Here is a 17649-nt window from a genome sequence, read left to right on the forward strand (position 1 = left end):
ACTATTCGTTCCGCCGGATGTCGCGCGGAAGGTAAAACGAACAGAGGTCCGAAACCACGCCCCGATGGTCCTGCACGGCGCGGTGGATCACCCCCTCGAAACGGAACCCGAGCCGTTCGAGCACCCGCCGCGACCGCTCGTTATGCGGATAGCAGGTCGCCGTGACCATCTCCAGCCCGAGTTGCGAGAATCCGTAGCCGACGACCGCCCGCGCCGCCTCGGTCATCAGCCCCCGGCCCCAGCACGCCTCGTCGAGCCAATAACCGAGCATCGCCACGCCGGGGCATTCGCGCTTCGGGTCGGGCAGCAACCCGACCGCCCCGACGAGCCGCCCCGTCCCGCCGTCCGTCACGGCCCACGTCGTCGGCCGGCGGAGGAAGACCTCCTCCAGCACCCGGCGCGACTCCCCGGGGGAAGAGTGCGGCTTCCAGCCCGCATTGTCCCCCAGAAGCGGATTCCGGCAGCAGGCGTACAGCGCCCCGGCGTCGCTCTCGGCGAAGGCGCGCAACAGCAACCTCCGCGTGCACAGGGCGGGAGCCTCCCGCCGCACTTCATCCTGACCCGTCTCCATCATGACACAAATTATAAAGGAAAAGACCGACTCGGAAAACAAAAAACGGCCTGCATTTCTGCAAGCCGTTGATTTTCAAGTGGTACCACCAGGAATCGAACCGGGGACACAAGGATTTTCAGTCCTTTGCTCTACCAACTGAGCTATGGCACCATCCCGATCTCACGGAGTGATCCGTATTATCGTGGTGCAAAGGTAAGCAAAAATTCCGAATCTGCAAGGCCTCCGAAAAAAATTATGCGTTTTTTTCTCCGGCGGATCCGGAAACAAAAAAGGACGGCCCCCACGGGAGCCGTCCGGAAAGCGCACCGGAGACGACGCTACTCGAGAGAAGCCGAACCGTCGTTCAGCACGAAGGTCTCGACGCAGGTTTCGCCGAACCAACGGCCGTCCTCCAGAAGGTAAACCAGCGGGAAGGTGAACGTCCTATCGCCGTCCCACGTACAGACGTCCGTTCCGACGCCGGTAGAAGGAAGATCCGAAACGAGCACCTTGGTTCCGTCGGAATAGTCCTCTCCGACATACTGCGACGTGAGCGAAATCGTCTTGTCGGCGTTGATCGTAAAGAGGATGTTCACGCCGCCGCCCCAATTCGTGAGGCGGAACACGTTGGTTCCCTCGGCCCGTTCGAGCATGACGGTATCGTCCTCGCCTTCCCACCAGAACGTGTAGGTATATACGCCGCCCTGGAGCATCGGCTTGCCGTCGGGGCCCACCACATAGTCCGCATCGGTCAGATCGGTCGAGAGCAGTTTCGAGAAATCCTTCAGCACGTAGCACGGAACCCAGTTGAGCGTCAGGGAGGCGGAGAGCGTGACCGAAGCGTACTTGGAGCCGATCGACGCCGAACTCTCATTTTCCGTCCCGGCGTTATTCACGGAAATCGAGACGGCGTAGGTCACGCCCTTGTCAAACTTCTCCACGTCGAGGACCGAAACCGGAACGATCACCCGATAGTCGCCGTCGGCGAAGGTCACACTCTCGGGAATCCGGAAGAACTTCGCGGCCGCCTCGTCCATCTCGGCCGTAAGACCCACCGTCAGCTCGCCCGCGGCGTCCTGCCGGAAAAGGTCGAGATTGATGGTCTGCGTACCGGTCGCCGAGGCTTCGAAGTTCTCGGAGACGGCGTTCTTGACAAAGTAGGCGGTGCCGGCATCCTCTCCCGAGGTGTCGAACTTCGCAACGATCTGGTCCTGATCGCAGCCGACCGTGGCGAACAACATGCCCAACGCGAAAAGCGATTCGATTATCTTTTTCATATTCAATTCCAATTTTTACAAGTTAGTCCGTTTCACCCTAATCGGCCGTATCGCCGATCGGATTCTGCACGATGTTGGGGTTACCGTCCAGCTCCTTCTGCGGCAACAGCAGGATCCAGGCGAACGAGCCGGGCGATTGCGTGTCGTGATCCGCAATGAGCGAAGCGGGATCGAATTGGGGATTGTCCGCGCTCTCGACGGCCACCCGCTTGAAGCCCTGGCCCAGACGCTTGATATCGAAGATGCGGCCGTATTCACCCCAAAGTTCCAGACGACGCTGGATGAGGATCTCCTCCAGCAGCGAACCGGTCATCGAAGCGCCGTCGCTGCCCGGAGTCAGCCCGTTGATCGCATTGCCGGATTTCTCCGCGCCGGTATAGGACGCATCGCGTTTGGCCATGAGCTTCTGGAGATAGATGCGGGCCTGCGGGTCGTTGCCCTCCTGGCAATAGGCCTCGGCAGCGGTCAGCAGCATCTCCTCGGCACGCATGTAGATATAGTCGCCGAGCCACGAATCGCCCTTGAACTTGAACTTCACCTGGCAATAGCGGATCGCTTCGCCCGAGTCCGCGAAGTCGGCGTTGTCGAAGGTTCCCAGCCACCAGGCGCGGCGGGCGTCGGTCGCATTCATGCGGTTCCAAAGCCACGAAGTGCAGCAGCGGCGGGCCGTCTTGGCATAGCCGTCGTGTCCGGCGTCCATCTGGGCCTGGAACGAAAGATACATGCCGTAATTGTCCGTCGTCTTTACCTCGCCCCACATGACACTCGGCAGGGCCGTGATGTCGTTCATGCCGCCCGTGATCTGCGAAGCGTCGAGCGCCTCGCTGCCGGCATACCCCTTCAGGGCTTCTTCGGCGGCCTTGTAGGCATCCGACCACTTGTGCATCGTCAGCGCGACGCGGGCCTTGATACCGTTGGCCACGTAGTAGTCGATTTCGGTCTTCGAGCTGCGGGCGATTCCGGCTGCGGCAGCCTCTTCGAGCAGGCCGACTCCGGTCGTCAGATCGGGATAGATGACCTCCTCGTAAACCTGTTTGTTCGTCGAACGGGCCGCACCCTTCGTCTCGGAGGTCGTAGGCTCCAGATAGAGGGGTACGCAGAGGTCATCGGGATAATAGTAGTATGCGCGGGCATACACCTGGGCCAGCATGTGGTAGCAGAAGGCCCGCAGCACGTAGGCCTGTCCGAGGATGTTCTTACCCTCGGCGGAGGTCTCCAGAAGTTCGGCCGAACCGATCAGGTTGTTGCACGAATTGATGGTCGTATAGTAGCAGTTCCACGTCGTGGAGCATTGCAGACGCGGATCGTCGAACCAGCTTTTCACGTTGTAGGAGTAGGTCTGCCACATCCAGCCGCTTCCCGAGCCGGACAGCACGTAGTCCTCGGCCAGAGCGTCACCGGTCAGGTAGGTCTCCGTAAGTCCGAACCCGATACCCGAATTGTAGTTGCCCTGCCAGCCGCCCTGTCCCAGTCCGGCCAGCGCACCGGTCAGTGCGGACCGGGCGTTCTCGACGCTGCCGTAAACGACATCGGAGGGAACCTTATCGCCGGGGAAGGTTTCGAGCGCATCTTTCGAGCAGGAGAGCGCGAACGATGCGACGATGCTCAATAAAAGTATTTTTTTCATAGTCTTTGTCTCCGGTTTTAATTAGAATTTAATGTCCAGGCCCGCCACGAAGCTGCGCGAAGGCGTGTAAACGAATCCGGTCGAACCGGTCAGCGTATAGGTCGGATTCATGCCCTTCAGGTGGGTGAAGAGCGCCAGATTGTCCATCGAGCAATAGACGCGCACGCTCTTCATGCCGATATAATTGGCGGCCTTCTCAGGAATCGTGTAACCGATCGTGATGTTCTTGATCGAGAAGTACGACGCATCCACGAGGAAGCGGTCCGACGAAATGCTGCTCGTGCCGACCTCCACACGCGGAACGTCGGTGATGTCGCCCGGCTGTTTCCAGGCGCGCGTCAGGTGCTTGTGGAACGTCTGTCCGTAATAGAACGGATTCATCGTCGAGGAGTAGATCGCCTCGTTGACCTTGCCGCCGATCGAGTAGGTCGTCAGGATCGAGAAATCGAGCCCTTTCCACTGGAACGTGGAACCGATGCTGCCGAACAGGTCCGGAATACGGCTGCCGCAGGTATAACGGCTCGACGAAGCCTCGCTCGTATCGGAAGTGATGTACTCCTCGCGGCGGGTCTCGCCCGTCGTCTCGTCGGTCACGTCCTTATAGGCGTAGTAAAGCGCCGCACCGGTCGCAGGATCTACGCCCGCGAATTTGGACATATAATAGGTATAGATCGGCAGCCCCTCGCGGATAATCGTCGAGCCGTCGATGATCTCGGGCGTTTCGGGCGTCAGTTTGAGCACCTTGTTGCTCTGCGTCGAGGCCATGACGGTCACGTCCCAGCGCATGTCGGGACGCTTGATGAGCATGCCGTTCAGCGTGATCTCCCAACCCGAGTTACGCATCTCGCCGATATTGTCCAGATAGGACTCGAAACCGGACGAGAAGGCCATCGGACGCTCCAGAATCATGTCCATGGTTTTGCGGTTGTAATACTCGATGCTGGCATTGAGCCGGTTGCCGAACAGCGAAGCCTCGATGCCCACGTTCACATTGGAGTTCTTTTCCCACGTCAGGCCGGCGTTCTCGAGCTGCGCCACGGAGAAACCGTAGTCGGTCCCCGTCGAGTTGATGTCGTAGTAGCCCTGCCAGCCGTAGAAATTGTCGTAGCCCGACGAATCGAGGATGCCCTCGTTACCCTGCACGCCGTAGGAGGCCTTCAGCGTCAGGTTGTCCAGCCACGAGAGGTCCCGCATGAACTTCTCCTGCGAAATACGCCACGAAGCGCCGACCGACCAGAAATGGCCCCAGCGCGTGTCGGGGGCGAAACGCGACGAACCGTCGGTTCGCCAACTGGCGTCGATGTAGTATTTGTGGTCAAAACCGTAGTTCAGACGTGCGAAGTAGGACTCGATGCGGTGGTCCTTGGTGAGCGACGAGGCCGAGTTAATCGTGGAACCGACCACCTCGTAGATCCCTTCCACCAGTCCCGAACGGCTGGCCTCGAGATAGTTCTGCTCGTAACTGTAGAACTCGTGACCCAGCAGCGCGTTCACCTCGTGCCGGTCCGCGAAGGTCCGGTCGTAAGTTATCAACTGGTTAAACGTGTAGGTCATGTAACGGTAGTTGTACTTGTAGATCAGACCGCCGTTCGACGCCTGGTTGCCGTGTTCACGGTTGAAATACTGCATGTTGTTCGAAATACTGTAATCCACGCCGAAATTGACCGTGCCTTTCAGTCCCTGAAGAGCGCCGGCGCGTTCGTCGTCGCTGCCGAACGTGAGGTAGGTGCGGGCCGAGAGGCTCTCGGTCGTATTCGTGGTCGGGTCGTCGTAAAAACCGGCGATGGCGTTGCTGTTGTTGTCCTGCGGACGGGTTTCGCCGTAGTCGAACTGCTTTTTGCCGTTGGCGTCGAGCAGGTTGTTGCCGTTCTCGTCCTTCATGTAAACGGGATAGATCGGAGCCATGAGCTGCGCCGTATAGAAGACATTGCTGTTCGAGGAGCCCGTATAACGGTTCGTGTTGGACTTCGCGTGGGCGAAGTTGGCGTTCATACCGCCCTTGAACCAGTGCTTGGGCGTCGTATCGTAGCTCACACGCCCCGTATAACGCTGGAAATTGGTGGTTTTGAGCACACCGTCCTCATCGAGGTAGCTCAATGACATGCTGCCGCGGTGAACGTTGTTGCCGCCCGACACCGAGGCCTGGTATTCCTGCCGGAAAGCGGCGTCCTCGGTCACATTGTCGATCCAGCTCTCGTCCCAGGCCGATTTCGCATCGGCGCGGACCTTGCCCGTCGCGGGATCCACCAGATTGTCCCAACTGTAATTCTTGAAGGGGTTGTAGTTGGCGCCCAGCGTACCGCTCAGACGCGACGACGCGTAGGCGCGGGCCGCAGCGTCGGTATAGCCCGAGGTGAAATAGGCCGTATTGTAGAGCGACTGCCAGTTCAGCTCGACGAATTCGCGCTGATTGACCAGATCGTAGTCGGGAATGGCGCGCGACGAAACGCCGAGCGTGGCCTTGAAGTTCACTTCCACGTTGCCTTCACGGCCGCGCTTGGTGTTGATGACGATGACGCCGTTGGCTCCGCGTGCACCGTACAACGCACCGGCCGAAGCGTCCTTGAGCACGGTGATCGACTCGATGTCATCGGGGTTGATGGCGCTGATCGAACCCGAATAGGCGATACCGTCCACGACGTAGAGCGGCGAAGAGCTGGCGCTGATCGAACCGAAACCGCGAATGGCCACGGTAGCCTCCGATCCGGGCTGGCCGCTGCCCGACGTGGTCTGCACGCCGGCCACCTGTCCGTCGAGAGCCTTCGAGACGTTGGATACCACGCGCTTCTCGAGATTCTCCGACTTGATGACGGCGGCCGATCCGGTGAAGGACTCCTTCTTGGCCGTGCCGTAAGCGACGACGAGCACCTCGTCGATGGCCTTCGTATCTTCGGAAAGTCTGATTTCAACCGAGGTCCGGCCGTTCACGGGAACCGACTGCGTCTGATACCCGATAAACGAAACCTGCAACGTGCCGTCGGCGGGAACCGCCAGGGTGAACCTGCCGCCCGCTCCGGTCGTCGTGCCGACGGTGGAGCCTTCGACCATCACGGTCGCTCCGACGACGGGACTGCCCGCCTGGTCTACTACCGTACCGGAGAGCTGCCGACTCTGGGCCATCGCAAGGAGCATTCCCCCGCCCAGCACGGCAATTAACGATAGTACAAGTTTTCTTACCATAAGCGTTAATTTTAATAATGTTTTTAAAATAAAAAGTTCACCTGCAAAGATCGGAAAAAAGGGTGGTACATGCAAGTAAATTATTAAAGAATTTCCCGTAAATAACATTATTTATAGATATAAGCGACAGCCGATTACGATTTTCTGCGTACCCCCCCCCGAGCGATTACGAATTGTAATGGGACATTCGGGCGTTTTCCGGGTGCAGGCATGCGACGATGCGTCCGGAAAGCCTTTCCGGACGCTCTCCGACAGCCCCGGAACGTTCCGGAGACCCGGTATTCCCATATATATAGGTGGTCAGAGACGATAGCAGACGTCGAGCTGCCGGGAGAGCCGCTCCATGTCCCCTTCGAGCTTGGCGTGGGTGACGGCGGCGTAAATCTGCGTGGTGCGGATGTTCCGATGGCCCAGCAGCTTGCTGATGGTCTCGATGGCGACACCCTGCGACAGCGTGATCGTCGTGGCGAACGTGTGGCGCGCGACATGGAAGGTGACCGGGCGCACGATTCCCGCCTCGGGGAGCAGCCGGCGCAGGCAGGCGTTGCACCAGCCGTTGCTCGGCAGGGCGAAAATCGGTTCGTCGGCCGCGTCCGTCAGGTACCTGGACAGGATGGCGTTCGGAACGGCGAAAAGCCTGACATACACCTCCGAACCGGTCTTGCGGCGTGTCGTGCCGATCCAGAGCTGCCCCTGCGTATAGCGGATATTCGCGGGTTTTAATTGGCGGATGTCGATGTAGGAAAGGCCCGTGAAGCAACTGAACAGGAAGGCGTCGAGCACGAGCCGCTGCGTCCGGTCGGTCGGTGCCAGCAGCATGAGCCGGCGGATTTCCGTCTCGGTGAGGTAGTCGCGCGCCACGAATTCGCTGCGGAGCCTGTATCCGGCGAAGAGGTCCGCGGAGAGCAGGTCGCGGCTGCGGGCCAGCATCAGAATGTGTTTGAACGCGATCATATAGACCCACGCCGTGTTCTTCTTGTGCGGGGATTCCCGGGCGATGTACTGGTGGAATCCGGCGAGAAACCGTTTGTCGAGTTCGCGGAACGGAATGTCCGCGCGGCGGCAGCGCTCGCGGACGTAGGCGGCGAGCAGCCGGTAAACGCTCCGGTACTTGTAATAGGAGGATTTGCTGCGGCTGACGCCGACCATGCGGCCGAACTCCTCGTTGTGCTGCCGGAAAAATGCCAGCAGCGTCTCCTGCTGCCGGTCGTTCCCGAAATACATTTCCCGGACCAGCGCGGGAGTGACCGCGGCCTGCCGGGCCAGCAGCGTTTCATAACACCGTTCGATGCGGCGGCGGACGAGGAGCAGTTTCTCGTTGAGTTCCGAAGCGGCGGCGCTCCGTCCCGCCGCGAGCCCCGTGCGGACGTCCCACAAGGCCGGATCGACGTATGCGCGGACGGCCAGTTGCGCCCGCTCGCCGTTGATCGTGATGCGCGCCATGACCGGCACGTCGCCGTTGCGGCGCGGCGCGGTGCGCTTGATGTAGAAAAGTACCCTGAATGTGTTTCTCATGTTTTCATGACCTTAATCGGTGCGACAATCGCCCGAAGGTAACGATAAAGTAACTTCCGAATGGCGTATCATTGCGACCAATCGACTTATTTCCCGGCGATTGACCTCTTCCGTCCGGTAACTATCTGTCACCGCAACCGTCGTGCCGCAATCGCGCCGGACCGCAAATTCTCCGTTCGGGGCCAATCGGTTGCGGCCCGCAACCGGAAATTTATTCCGATATGGCGCATGTGGTTGATTATAAGATATATGACCGGAAAAGATCGGGCGGATCGCTTTTTATTTTAAAATCTTATTAAAATTAACGCTTATGGTAAGAAAACTTGTACTATCGTTAATTGCTGTACTGGGGGGGGGAATGCTCCTTGCGATGGCCCAGAAGCAGCAGGTTTCCGGTACAGTTACCAATGCTGACGGCAACCCGATCGTCGGTGCTACGGTCGTGGTGGACGGAACCACGACGGGTACGACGACCAACGCCGCAGGCCAATTCAGCCTGCAAGCCCGGAGCGACGGTTACCTGAACGTCTCGTTCATCGGCTACGAGTCGCAGAAAGTGCCCATTGCCGGTAAGACGACGGTCAATATTCAGCTCAAGGAGGATATCACGGCTATCGACGACGTGCTCGTCGTAGCGTTCGGTACGACCAAGAAAGAGGCATTCACCGGATCGGCTTCGGTCATCAAGTCCGAAGACCTCCAGAAGCGTCAGACGACCAACGTGATGAACGCGCTGGTGGGTTCCGTGGCCGGTCTGCAAATGCGCGGCGGCTCGGGCACGCCCGGCTCCGATTCGGGCTCGATCAACATCCGCGGCATCAGCTCGATGTACGCCGACACGGACCCGCTCATCATCGTGGACGGCGCGCCCTACAGCGCCAGCCTGTCGAACATTCCGCAGTCCGACATCGAATCGGTCACCGTGCTCAAGGACGCCGCTTCGGCCGCCCTGTACGGAGCCCGCGGCGCATCGGGCGTAATCATCGTGACGACGAAGCGTTCGCAGGCCCGCGACGCGGTGATCAACGTGGACATGAAGTGGGGCGTGAACTCGCGCGCCGTGCAGGATTACGACGTCATCACCGACCCGGGCGAATACTACGAGGCGGTGTACGCACAGTACTACAACCGCTACTTCTACGGGCAGGGCATGAACGCCACAACTGCCAACGCACAGGCCAATACGGACATGCTCAAGGCACTCGCCTACGACGTTTACACGCGTCCCGACGGCGAGAACCTGATCGGGCTGGACGGCAAGCTCAACCCCAACGCCACGCTGGGCCGCAAGGTGTCGTTCAACGGCACGGACTATTGGATGCAGCCCGACGACTGGACCGACGCGGCTTACAAGAACAGCCTGCGCCAGGAGTACAACGTGAGCGTGAACGGCGGTACGGACAAGGCCACCTACTATACGAGCGTGGGCTATCTGAACGAGGACGGCATCGTGGACAATTCGGGCTACGAGCGTATCTCGGCACGCATCAAGGCGGACTACCAGGCCAAGAAGTGGCTCAAACTGGGAGCCAACGTGGGTTACATCCACTCGTCGCAGGATCTGGACGTCGGTCTGGGTACGAGCACCTACACCAACAACCTTTTCTATTACACCTCGCGCATCGCCCCGATCTACCCGATCTACGTGCGCACGATCGGCGCCGACGGCAAAATCGGCATCAAGCGCGACCAGTACGGCAACAAGGCCTACGACTACGGCGTGGCCGAGACCGGCTACGGCGTGACGCGCCCCTTCTCGCCGCAGGGCAACCCGCTCGGCGAGGCGCGGTACAACAACTACACCTCCATCGGCAACCAGCTCAACGGAACCTTCACGGCCGACTTCGACATCACCGACTTCCTGAAGGTGAACGTCACGAGCACGGCTACGTGGGGCGAGACCTACATCTCCAACTTCCGGAACATGTACTACGGCACGAGCGCCGGCACGAACGGCAGCATCGAGAAAACCGTACAGTCGTCGCTGCGCACGAACAACATCCAGACGATCACCTACTACGATTCGTTCGGCCTGCACAACATCAACGTACTGGCTGGCCACGAATACTACAACGTGAAGACGCGTAACCTCGCGGCCTCGAAGAACGGCATGTTCTCGCCCGACATCCAGGAGCTTTCGGCAGCCGCCACGCTCGCCGACGCGTCGAGCTACACCACGCACTACAACGTGGAGGGCTATTTCCTCAGCGCCCAGTACGACTACAACGGCAAGTACTACGGTTCGTTCTCCTACCGCCGCGACGGCTCCTCGCGTTTCGCACCGGGCCACCAGTGGGGTAACTTCTGGTCGGTAGGCGCGGCATGGATCCTCTCGAAAGAGAACTTCCTCGCGAACGCCAAATGGATCGACATGCTGAAACTGAAGGCCTCGATCGGCCAGCAGGGCAACGACCTGATCGGCGACTACTACTACACCGACCTCTATTCGCTGAGCAAGGTGGACGAGAAGTCGATGAGCGCATCGTTCGCCATCCAGGGCAACCCGGACATCACGTGGGAAACCACGACGAACCTCAACGTCGGCGTAGAGTTCAGCTTCTGGCGCGGACGCCTGTCGGGAGGCATCGACGTTTACCGCAAGAAGACGACCGACCTGCTCTTCTGGCTGTCGCTGCCCGAATCGGTCGGCACGCGCGGCATGTACGGCAACCTGGGCGACATCCGCAACTCGGGTATCGAAATCAACCTGACCGGTACGCTCATCCAGACCAAGACGGTGGACTGGAGCATTTCGGCCAACCTGGCGCACAACTCGACCAAGATCCTGAGCCTGCCCGCCAGCAAACTCACCAAGACCGCTTCGGGCAAGATCGGATTCCAGGAGGCTCCCACGCAGTTCGTGCCCTACTGGTACGAGGTGGGCGGTCCGCTCTACAACGCATACCTGCCCGTCTATGCGGGAACCGACGAGTACGGCCAGGCCATGTTCTACAAGGACGTCATCGAGGACGGCAAGGTGGTGGGCCGCACGACGACCTACGACTTCAACGACGCCACCGAATACGAACACGGCAGCGTGCTTCCCAAGGTCTTCGGCGGTTTCGGCACGAACCTGCGCGTCGGCGACTTCGACCTGTCGCTCACGTTCGACTACCAGATCGGCGGCAAGGTCTTCGACGCAGGCTATGCAGGGCTGATCACCCCCGAAACGGGCGCGGCAGGCGGTACGGCCATCCACAAGGACTGGAAAAAGTCGTGGAGTCCGAACAACACCGACAGCGACATGCCCCGCTGGCAGCAGGGCGACCAGTACGGCGGCGCCAAATCGGACCGCTTCCTGACCGATGCCAGCTACCTCAACTTCCAGTCGTTCTCGCTGGGTTACACGATTCCCGAGCGGGTATTCCGCGACAAGGTGAAGGTGCGCATCTACGCCGCAGGCGAGAACCTCTGGTTCTGGTCGGCACGCAAGGGCCTCGACCCGCGTTACAGCTTCGAGGGAACCGCCTCCACGGGCGTATCTCCCTACTCCCCGATCCGGACCATTTCGGGCGGCGTTCAACTCACGTTCTAATTCAATAAGGAGAGATTATCTATGAAAAAGACCATAAAATTTGCAGCAGCGTTGCTTATCGGCACATCCCTCCTGTCCACCGGCTGCCTGGAGGAGACCTTCCCGCAGCAGGGGACCGTCACCGTGGATCAGGCGGGCGATGCGCCGAACGCCTTCAACAACTTCGTCACGGCCTGCACCTCGACCCTCGCGGGCGAGTTCCTCTACGCCGGAAACGCCAATATGAATGCATACGATTTCGGCTATCCGTCGTTCCTGCTCCAGCGCGACGTCATGGGACAGGACATCGCGCTCGAAGACACGGGATACGAACAGTTCACGACGTGGTACACCTGCGGTGTGGGCCTGGGTCCCGACTACGCCATCTGCCAGGTTCCCTGGACGATCTACTACGGATGGATCAAGAACTGCAACGTGGTGATTTCGCTCGCCGGCGAAAAGCCCGACGAGGAGCATATCGTGGGAGCGGGCATCGCCCATGCCATGCGCGCCTTCTACTACATGGACCTGGCCCGCATGTACGCACCCCAGACCTACAAGGGTCATGAAGACGCCCCGACCGTGCCCATCGTCACGGAAAAAACGACCAACGCGGAAGCCACGAACAACCCGCGCGCTACGAACAAGGAGATATGGGAGGAGCTTATTCTCAAGGACCTCGACAAGGCCGAGAGCTATCTGGCCGACTACAAGCGCACGGACCAGACGACGCCCGACCTGAGCGTGGTTTACGGCCTGAAGGCCCGCGCCTACCTGACGATGGAGAAGTGGCCCGAAGCCGAGGAGTATGCGAAAAAGGCCCAGGAAGGCTATACGATGATGACCGAAGCGGAATACCTCGACCACGACAAGGGCTTCAACACGCCCAACAATTCGTGGATGTTCATGACGAAGTACGACGCCGAGGATCCCAACATCACGCTGAACGACGGCGACTCGAGCTGGGGTTCGCAGATGATGATCGAAATCACCACCTCCAACGGCTATGCGCACGGAGCCGGCACGGTGAAGCGTATCGACGCGCACCTGCTGGAGACCATTCCGCAGACCGACTGGCGCCGCAAGTGCTTCATCGACCCCGAGCTGGACGAGCTCGTAGCCGAAGCGCAAACGGTCGAGGAGCTGAACAAGATCGTCGCCGACTACCTTTCCGACGTCTCGTCCTACCCGGAGACGATCACCTCCACCGCACAGGCTTCGGCCTCGGGCGCCTTCGGCGGCCTGTCGCTCAAGTTCCGCCTGGGCGGAGGCGACGCGGGCCACAGCAACGCGCAGTTCGTCGGATTCGTCGTAGCGGTTCCCCTGATGCGCGTCGAGGAGATGAAGCTCATCGAGGCCGAAGCGGCCGGCATGCAGGACGAGGGACGCGGCAAGACGCTGCTCGAGGCCTTCGCCAAGACGCGCGACCCGCAGTACACGTACAACGACCTGCAATCGTTCCGCGACAACGTCTGGTGGCAGCGCCGCGTCGAGCTCTGGGGCGAAGGCTTTGCGACGTTCGACATCAAGCGCTTCGAAAAGGGCATCACGCGCAGCTACGCCGGCACGAACCACCCGAAAGGCTATCGCTGGAACACGGACGGCGTGCCCGACTGGATGAACCTCTGCATCGTGGGAACCGAGGTGAACTTCAACCAGGCCTGCACGAACAACCCGACTCCGATCCAGCCCACCGAGGACTCTCCGGAGAAAGTATGGTAATTTGTGGAACCGATTAAAGATTCGAATTTTATGATACTGAAAAAATATCTCTATGCGGCGCTGGCAGTCGTGAGCGCGATCGCCCTGGCCGCCTGTTCGGACGACGAGGGAACCGACCCCGGGCACGACAGCGCGCCGGCAGTCACGATCTATTCGTACACTCCCGGGAGCGGATACAATGCCGACGAAGACGTGAAAATACGCATCGCCCCGAACAGCAAGGTCAAGGATATTTACTATCTGAGCGAACTCACAACGGCCAAGCAGGAGTATGTCGCCGAAAACGGGGAAAACGCGTATGCCGACTATGTCGTGGAGAACGGCACGAAGATCGAAAGCGAAGACGATGCCGATCCGGAAGTCACGCTGACCGGATTGCTCGGCAATTACACGATTACGGTGGTCGGCCTCGCAGGAAACGGCAAGAAAGCCGTCGGTTCGACCACTTTCCAGGGGCTGACCTGGACTACAATCACCGGAGGTACGATGACCTACGGAACGCTGGGTCAGATGGGCCTGGGCCCCAACCACGTCGAACTGCAATCCTGCGACTCCGACGACACGCTTTTCCGTTTCAAGGACATGTACGGAAGCGGCCTGCACCTCAAGTTCTCCTTTTACGGTACGAACCAGACCGAGGACGAATCCGGCAACATATACCACTATTGCCGTGTCGCCCAGCAAGATACAGGTCTTTCAGTCAATCCGTACGGAGCCATATCCGTCATAGATGCAGGCTATTACCAGAAAGATGACAGCTACGTCATGGGACAGGGCTTCGACAACCTCTTCTGCACGGAAGGTCAGAACAAGAATCGCGTCTCTCTCTCGAACTTCTATGTGGTCAGTGCGGGACTTCTCGGATACGATCCGGACGTCTTCGTTCCCGACGCGAACTGACAACGGATATTCGCACTCTTACGGAGCCGGCCCTTTGCGGGTCGGCTCCTCGTGTTTTCGGGACGGAAGCCGCCCCGGTTGCACGCTGGCGTTTTTTTTCGTAAATTCGCCGCAGAAACCAAAAAAGACAACGAGATATGGCTATCACGGAAATTCTGCCCGGCATCCATTACGTCGGCGTAAACGACCGCACCACCACCCGCTTCGAAGGGCTCTGGTCGCTTCCTTCGGGGGTTTCGTACAACTCCTATCTGGTCATCGGCGAGAAGATCGCCCTCATCGACACCGTGGAGGAGGCTTTCGGCAGCCGCCTGTTCGAGAACATCCGCGAAGTGATCGGCGAGCGGAAGATCGACTACCTCGTGGTGAACCACATGGAACCCGACCACTCCTCGTCGATCGCGGCCCTGCGGCTGCGCTACCCCGACCTGCGGATCGTCGGCAACGCCAAGACGCTCCAGATGATCGGCGGCTACTACGGCATCGGCACGGGGACGGTCGAGGTCGGGGAGGGTTCGACGCTCGATCTGGGCGGCAAGGTGCTCTCGTTCCACCTGATCCCGATGGTCCACTGGCCGGAGACGATGGTGACGTGGTATGCCGACGAGGGGGTCGTCTTCTCGGGCGACGCGTTCGGCACGTTCGGCGCCCTCGACGGCGGCATCACCGATTCGCAGGTCGAACCGGAACGCTACTGGGACGAGATGCGCCGCTACTACGCCTGCATAGTGGGCAAATACGGCGTCCCCGTGCAGAAGGCGCTGCAAAAGGTCGGCGGGCTTCCGATCCGGACCATCTGCCCGACGCACGGCCCCGTCTGGCAGCGCGAGATTCCCCGCGTGGTAGATCTGTACGACCGTCTGAGCCGCTACGAAGGCGAACCGGGCGCGGTCGTGGCCTACGGTTCGATGTACGGCAACACGGAGCAGATGGCCGAACGCATCGCCCGGGAGCTGGCCGAGGCGGGCGTGCGGCGAATCCGGGTCCACAACCTCTCCTACGCCGATCCGTCGGTCGTGCTGCGCGACGTCTTCCGCTACGACACGCTCGTCGTCGGCAGCCCGACCTACAACGCCGAGCTTTTCCCGCCCGTCGAGCAACTGCTGCGCCGCCTCGAGGCGCGCTGCATCCCGCAGCGCAACTTCGCCTTCTTCGGCTCCTTCACGTGGGCCGCGGCCGCCGTGCGCCGGATGAAGGAGTTCTCCGAGCGCATGAAGTGGGAGCCGGTGTGCGGTCCCGTGGAGATGAAGCAGGGCTACTCGCCCGCGATGATCGACCCGTGCCGCTCGCTCGCCGCCGCCGTCGCCGAACGGGTGCTGCGCAAATAACGGACGCGCCATGATGAGGATCGCCATTGTCGGAACGGGCTACGTCGGGCTCGTGTCGGGGGCCTGCTTCGCGGAGATGGGCCTCGACATCACGTGCGTGGATACCGACCGGAGGAAGATCGCGGCGCTGAACGAGGGCCGGATTCCGATTTACGAACCGGGGCTGGAGGAGATCGTGCGGCGCAATTTCGACGCCGGGCGGCTCCACTTCACCACCGACCTCGCGGCGTGTCTCGGCGAGGTGGAGGTGGTCTTCTCGGCCGTCGGCACGCCGCCCCGGGAGGACGGTTCGGCCGACCTCTCGCAGGTGTTCGAGGTGGCCCGCACCTTCGGCCGTCACATCGGCCGCTACACGCTGCTCGTGACCAAGAGCACGGTGCCCGTCGGCACGGCGGAACGCATCCGGCGGATCGTCGCCGAGGAGCTGGCGGCACGCGGCGCGGAGGTGCCGTTCGACGTGGCGTCGAACCCCGAATTCCTCAAGGAGGGTGCGGCCGTCAAGGATTTCATGTCGCCCGACCGCGTGGTGGTGGGCGTCGAGAGCGAACGCGCCCGGCGGCTGATGGCGCGGCTCTACCGTCCGTTCCTGATAAACAACTTCCGCGTGCTGTTCATGGACATCGCCTCGGCCGAAATGACCAAATACGCCGCCAACGCCATGCTGGCGACGCGCATCTCGTTCATGAACGACATCGCCAACCTCTGCGACCGCGTGGGGGCCGACGTCGAGATGGTCCGCAAGGGCATCGGTTCCGACGCCCGCATCGGCAACAAATTCCTCTACCCCGGCTGCGGATACGGCGGCTCGTGCTTCCCGAAGGACGTGCAGGCACTCGCCTGCACGGCCCGCGAACACGGCTACACGATGCAGGTCGTCGAGGCGGTGGAACGGGTGAACGAGGCGCAGAAAGGGGTGCTCGTCCGCAAGCTCCGCGAACTGCTGGGCGACGACCTGCGGGGACGGCGCATCGCCGTATGGGGCCTCGCGTTCAAGCCCGAGACGGACGACATGCGCAAGGCGCCGGCGCTGACGGCGATCGGACAACTGCTGGAGGCCGGGGCCGAAGTGACGGCCTACGACCCGGTGGCGACGGAGGAGTGCCGCCGCCTGCTGAAGGACCGGCCCGTGCGCTATGCCCGGAACATGTACGACGCGGCCGACGGGGCCGACGCCATCCTGCTGGTCACCGAGTGGAAGGAGTTCCGGATGCCCGACTGGCCGCGGCTCCGCGCGACGATGCGCGGCGACGGAATCGTGGACGGCCGCAACATCTTCGACAAGCAGGAGGCCCTCGCCGCAGGATTCCGCTACCGCGGGATCGGCAAATGACGGGGAGGGGAAGTCCGGAACGTTCCGGTCCGTGCAGGCGGATCCGGTAAAATCCGGTACGGCAGCCGGAAAGGCGGAAACAACCCCGCGGCACAGCGATACGGGGCGACGAAAACGGCTCAGGCTTCGGAAAAACCGAAGCCTGAGCCGTTTTCCGGTCCGGAAGGGAACCGCCTACCGGCGGACCTTGACGATGATCTTGCGGATATGCCCCTCGCCCACCATCGGCGCATGGCCGTCCTCGGGCAGCAGCATCGTGAACTGGCCGGGACGCAGCGTATAGTAGGTCTGCGGCTCGTCGTCGAAGAACTGGATGTCCTTCTGCGTATCGAACGTCCCCAGCGGCTGCCGGAGGTCCTTGCGCTCGCTCCAGCCGAACGACTCCTCCGTACCTGCGACGAGGACCTGAATGTCGATATAGGCGTCGTGCACCTCCAGTTTGGCATCGGGCCTGCGCTTGAGGTCCACGTCCATCACATTGACGAAAATATCCCGTCCGTCGAGTTCGTGGACGCCCGGCTCCATGCCGGTCCAGTCGGTCGAGGCGATGAGCGAGAAGGCCCGTTCGAGCCGCGGGTTGAGCGAATGATACAGCGCGCTGTTTTTCAGAGAATCGAGAATCATGGTATTACAAGTGTTTGCAAACGCCGCCGGAGACCTTTTCCGGACGGCGGAATACAAAGGTAGCAAGATTTTTCGACAA

At 60.7% G+C, this 17649-nt stretch carries 11 protein-coding genes and 1 tRNA gene; 5 read left to right on the forward strand and 7 right to left on the reverse strand.

Annotation, left to right across the window (positions count from 1 at the left end; genetic code table 11):
* Nucleotide 1: 1 nt before the first annotated feature.
* From FME97_RS03160 to FME97_RS03185, 6 genes are all read right to left on the reverse strand, one after another.
* Complete coding sequence (locus FME97_RS03160) at nt 2-574, reverse strand: GNAT family N-acetyltransferase (RefSeq protein ID WP_141427832.1); 573 nt, start codon at nt 572-574, stop codon at nt 2-4.
* Between the two features lie 77 nt (nt 575-651).
* Nucleotides 652-724 (reverse strand) — tRNA-Phe (locus FME97_RS03165).
* Nucleotides 725-891: 167 nt separating this feature from the next.
* On the reverse strand, nt 892-1830 hold the full coding sequence (locus FME97_RS03170) for a hypothetical protein (RefSeq protein WP_141427833.1): 939 nt from the start codon (nt 1828-1830) through the stop codon (nt 892-894).
* 37 nt (nt 1831-1867) lie between these two features.
* Complete coding sequence (locus tag FME97_RS03175) at nt 1868-3457, reverse strand: RagB/SusD family nutrient uptake outer membrane protein (protein ID WP_141427834.1); 1590 nt, start codon at nt 3455-3457, stop codon at nt 1868-1870.
* A gap of 21 nt (nt 3458-3478) precedes the next feature.
* The gene (locus tag FME97_RS03180) at nt 3479-6637 is read right to left on the reverse strand and encodes a SusC/RagA family TonB-linked outer membrane protein (protein ID WP_141427835.1); all 3159 of its coding nucleotides are present in this window, start codon (nt 6635-6637) and stop codon (nt 3479-3481) included.
* A gap of 300 nt (nt 6638-6937) precedes the next feature.
* Nucleotides 6938-8152 (reverse strand): site-specific integrase, encoded by a 1215-nt coding sequence (locus tag FME97_RS03185; RefSeq protein ID WP_141427836.1) that lies wholly within the window; start codon nt 8150-8152, stop codon nt 6938-6940.
* A 310-nt stretch (nt 8153-8462) separates the two neighbouring features.
* On the opposite strand from FME97_RS03185, the gene FME97_RS03190 reads away from it, so the two are divergent.
* The 5 genes from FME97_RS03190 (at nt 8463) to FME97_RS03210 (ending at nt 16946) form a co-directional block, all read left to right on the forward strand.
* A complete protein-coding gene (locus FME97_RS03190) occupies nt 8463-11687 on the forward strand; it encodes a SusC/RagA family TonB-linked outer membrane protein (RefSeq protein WP_141427837.1) in 3225 nt (1074 codons plus the stop codon).
* A 21-nt stretch (nt 11688-11708) separates the two neighbouring features.
* Nucleotides 11709-13388, forward strand: a complete 1680-nt coding sequence (locus FME97_RS03195) for a RagB/SusD family nutrient uptake outer membrane protein (protein ID WP_141427838.1) — start codon at nt 11709-11711, stop codon at nt 13386-13388.
* Nucleotides 13389-13418: 30 nt separating this feature from the next.
* A complete protein-coding gene (locus FME97_RS03200) occupies nt 13419-14288 on the forward strand; it encodes a hypothetical protein (RefSeq protein ID WP_141427839.1) in 870 nt (289 codons plus the stop codon).
* A gap of 137 nt (nt 14289-14425) precedes the next feature.
* Entirely contained in the window at nt 14426-15616 is a 1191-nt protein-coding gene (locus FME97_RS03205) for an FprA family A-type flavoprotein (protein WP_141427840.1), read from the forward strand.
* Between the two features lie 13 nt (nt 15617-15629).
* Complete coding sequence (locus FME97_RS03210; RefSeq protein WP_179954831.1) at nt 15630-16946, forward strand: UDP-glucose dehydrogenase family protein; 1317 nt, start codon at nt 15630-15632, stop codon at nt 16944-16946.
* Nucleotides 16947-17120: 174 nt separating this feature from the next.
* Here the strand turns inward: FME97_RS03210 and FME97_RS03215 are convergent, their stop codons facing one another.
* Entirely contained in the window at nt 17121-17570 is a 450-nt protein-coding gene (locus tag FME97_RS03215; RefSeq protein WP_141427842.1) for a YhcH/YjgK/YiaL family protein, read from the reverse strand.
* Between the last annotated feature and the right edge of the window lie 79 nt (nt 17571-17649).

Origin of the sequence: Alistipes dispar (assembly GCF_006542685.1) — a bacterium.
GTDB classification, from domain to species: Bacteria; Bacteroidota; Bacteroidia; order Bacteroidales; family Rikenellaceae; genus Alistipes; species Alistipes dispar.

Bases quoted from the DNA above. Each gene is read 5' to 3' on its own strand.
- FME97_RS03215 (WP_141427842.1), bottom strand. From the start codon at position 17,570: ATGATTCTCGATTCTCTGAAAAACAGCGCGCTGTATCATTCGCTCAAC.
- FME97_RS03170 (WP_141427833.1), bottom strand. From the start codon at position 1,830: ATGAAAAAGATAATCGAATCGCTTTTCGCGTTGGGCATGTTGTTCGCC.
- FME97_RS03210 (WP_179954831.1), top strand. From the start codon at position 15,630: ATGAGGATCGCCATTGTCGGAACGGGCTACGTCGGGCTCGTGTCGGGG.
- FME97_RS03195 (WP_141427838.1), top strand. From the start codon at position 11,709: ATGAAAAAGACCATAAAATTTGCAGCAGCGTTGCTTATCGGCACATCC.
- FME97_RS03160 (WP_141427832.1), bottom strand. From the start codon at position 574: ATGATGGAGACGGGTCAGGATGAAGTGCGGCGGGAGGCTCCCGCCCTG.
- FME97_RS03200 (WP_141427839.1), top strand. From the start codon at position 13,419: ATGATACTGAAAAAATATCTCTATGCGGCGCTGGCAGTCGTGAGCGCG.
- FME97_RS03175 (WP_141427834.1), bottom strand. From the start codon at position 3,457: ATGAAAAAAATACTTTTATTGAGCATCGTCGCATCGTTCGCGCTCTCC.
- FME97_RS03185 (WP_141427836.1), bottom strand. From the start codon at position 8,152: ATGAGAAACACATTCAGGGTACTTTTCTACATCAAGCGCACCGCGCCG.
- FME97_RS03180 (WP_141427835.1), bottom strand. From the start codon at position 6,637: ATGGTAAGAAAACTTGTACTATCGTTAATTGCCGTGCTGGGCGGGGGA.
- FME97_RS03190 (WP_141427837.1), top strand. From the start codon at position 8,463: ATGGTAAGAAAACTTGTACTATCGTTAATTGCTGTACTGGGGGGGGGA.
- FME97_RS03205 (WP_141427840.1), top strand. From the start codon at position 14,426: ATGGCTATCACGGAAATTCTGCCCGGCATCCATTACGTCGGCGTAAAC.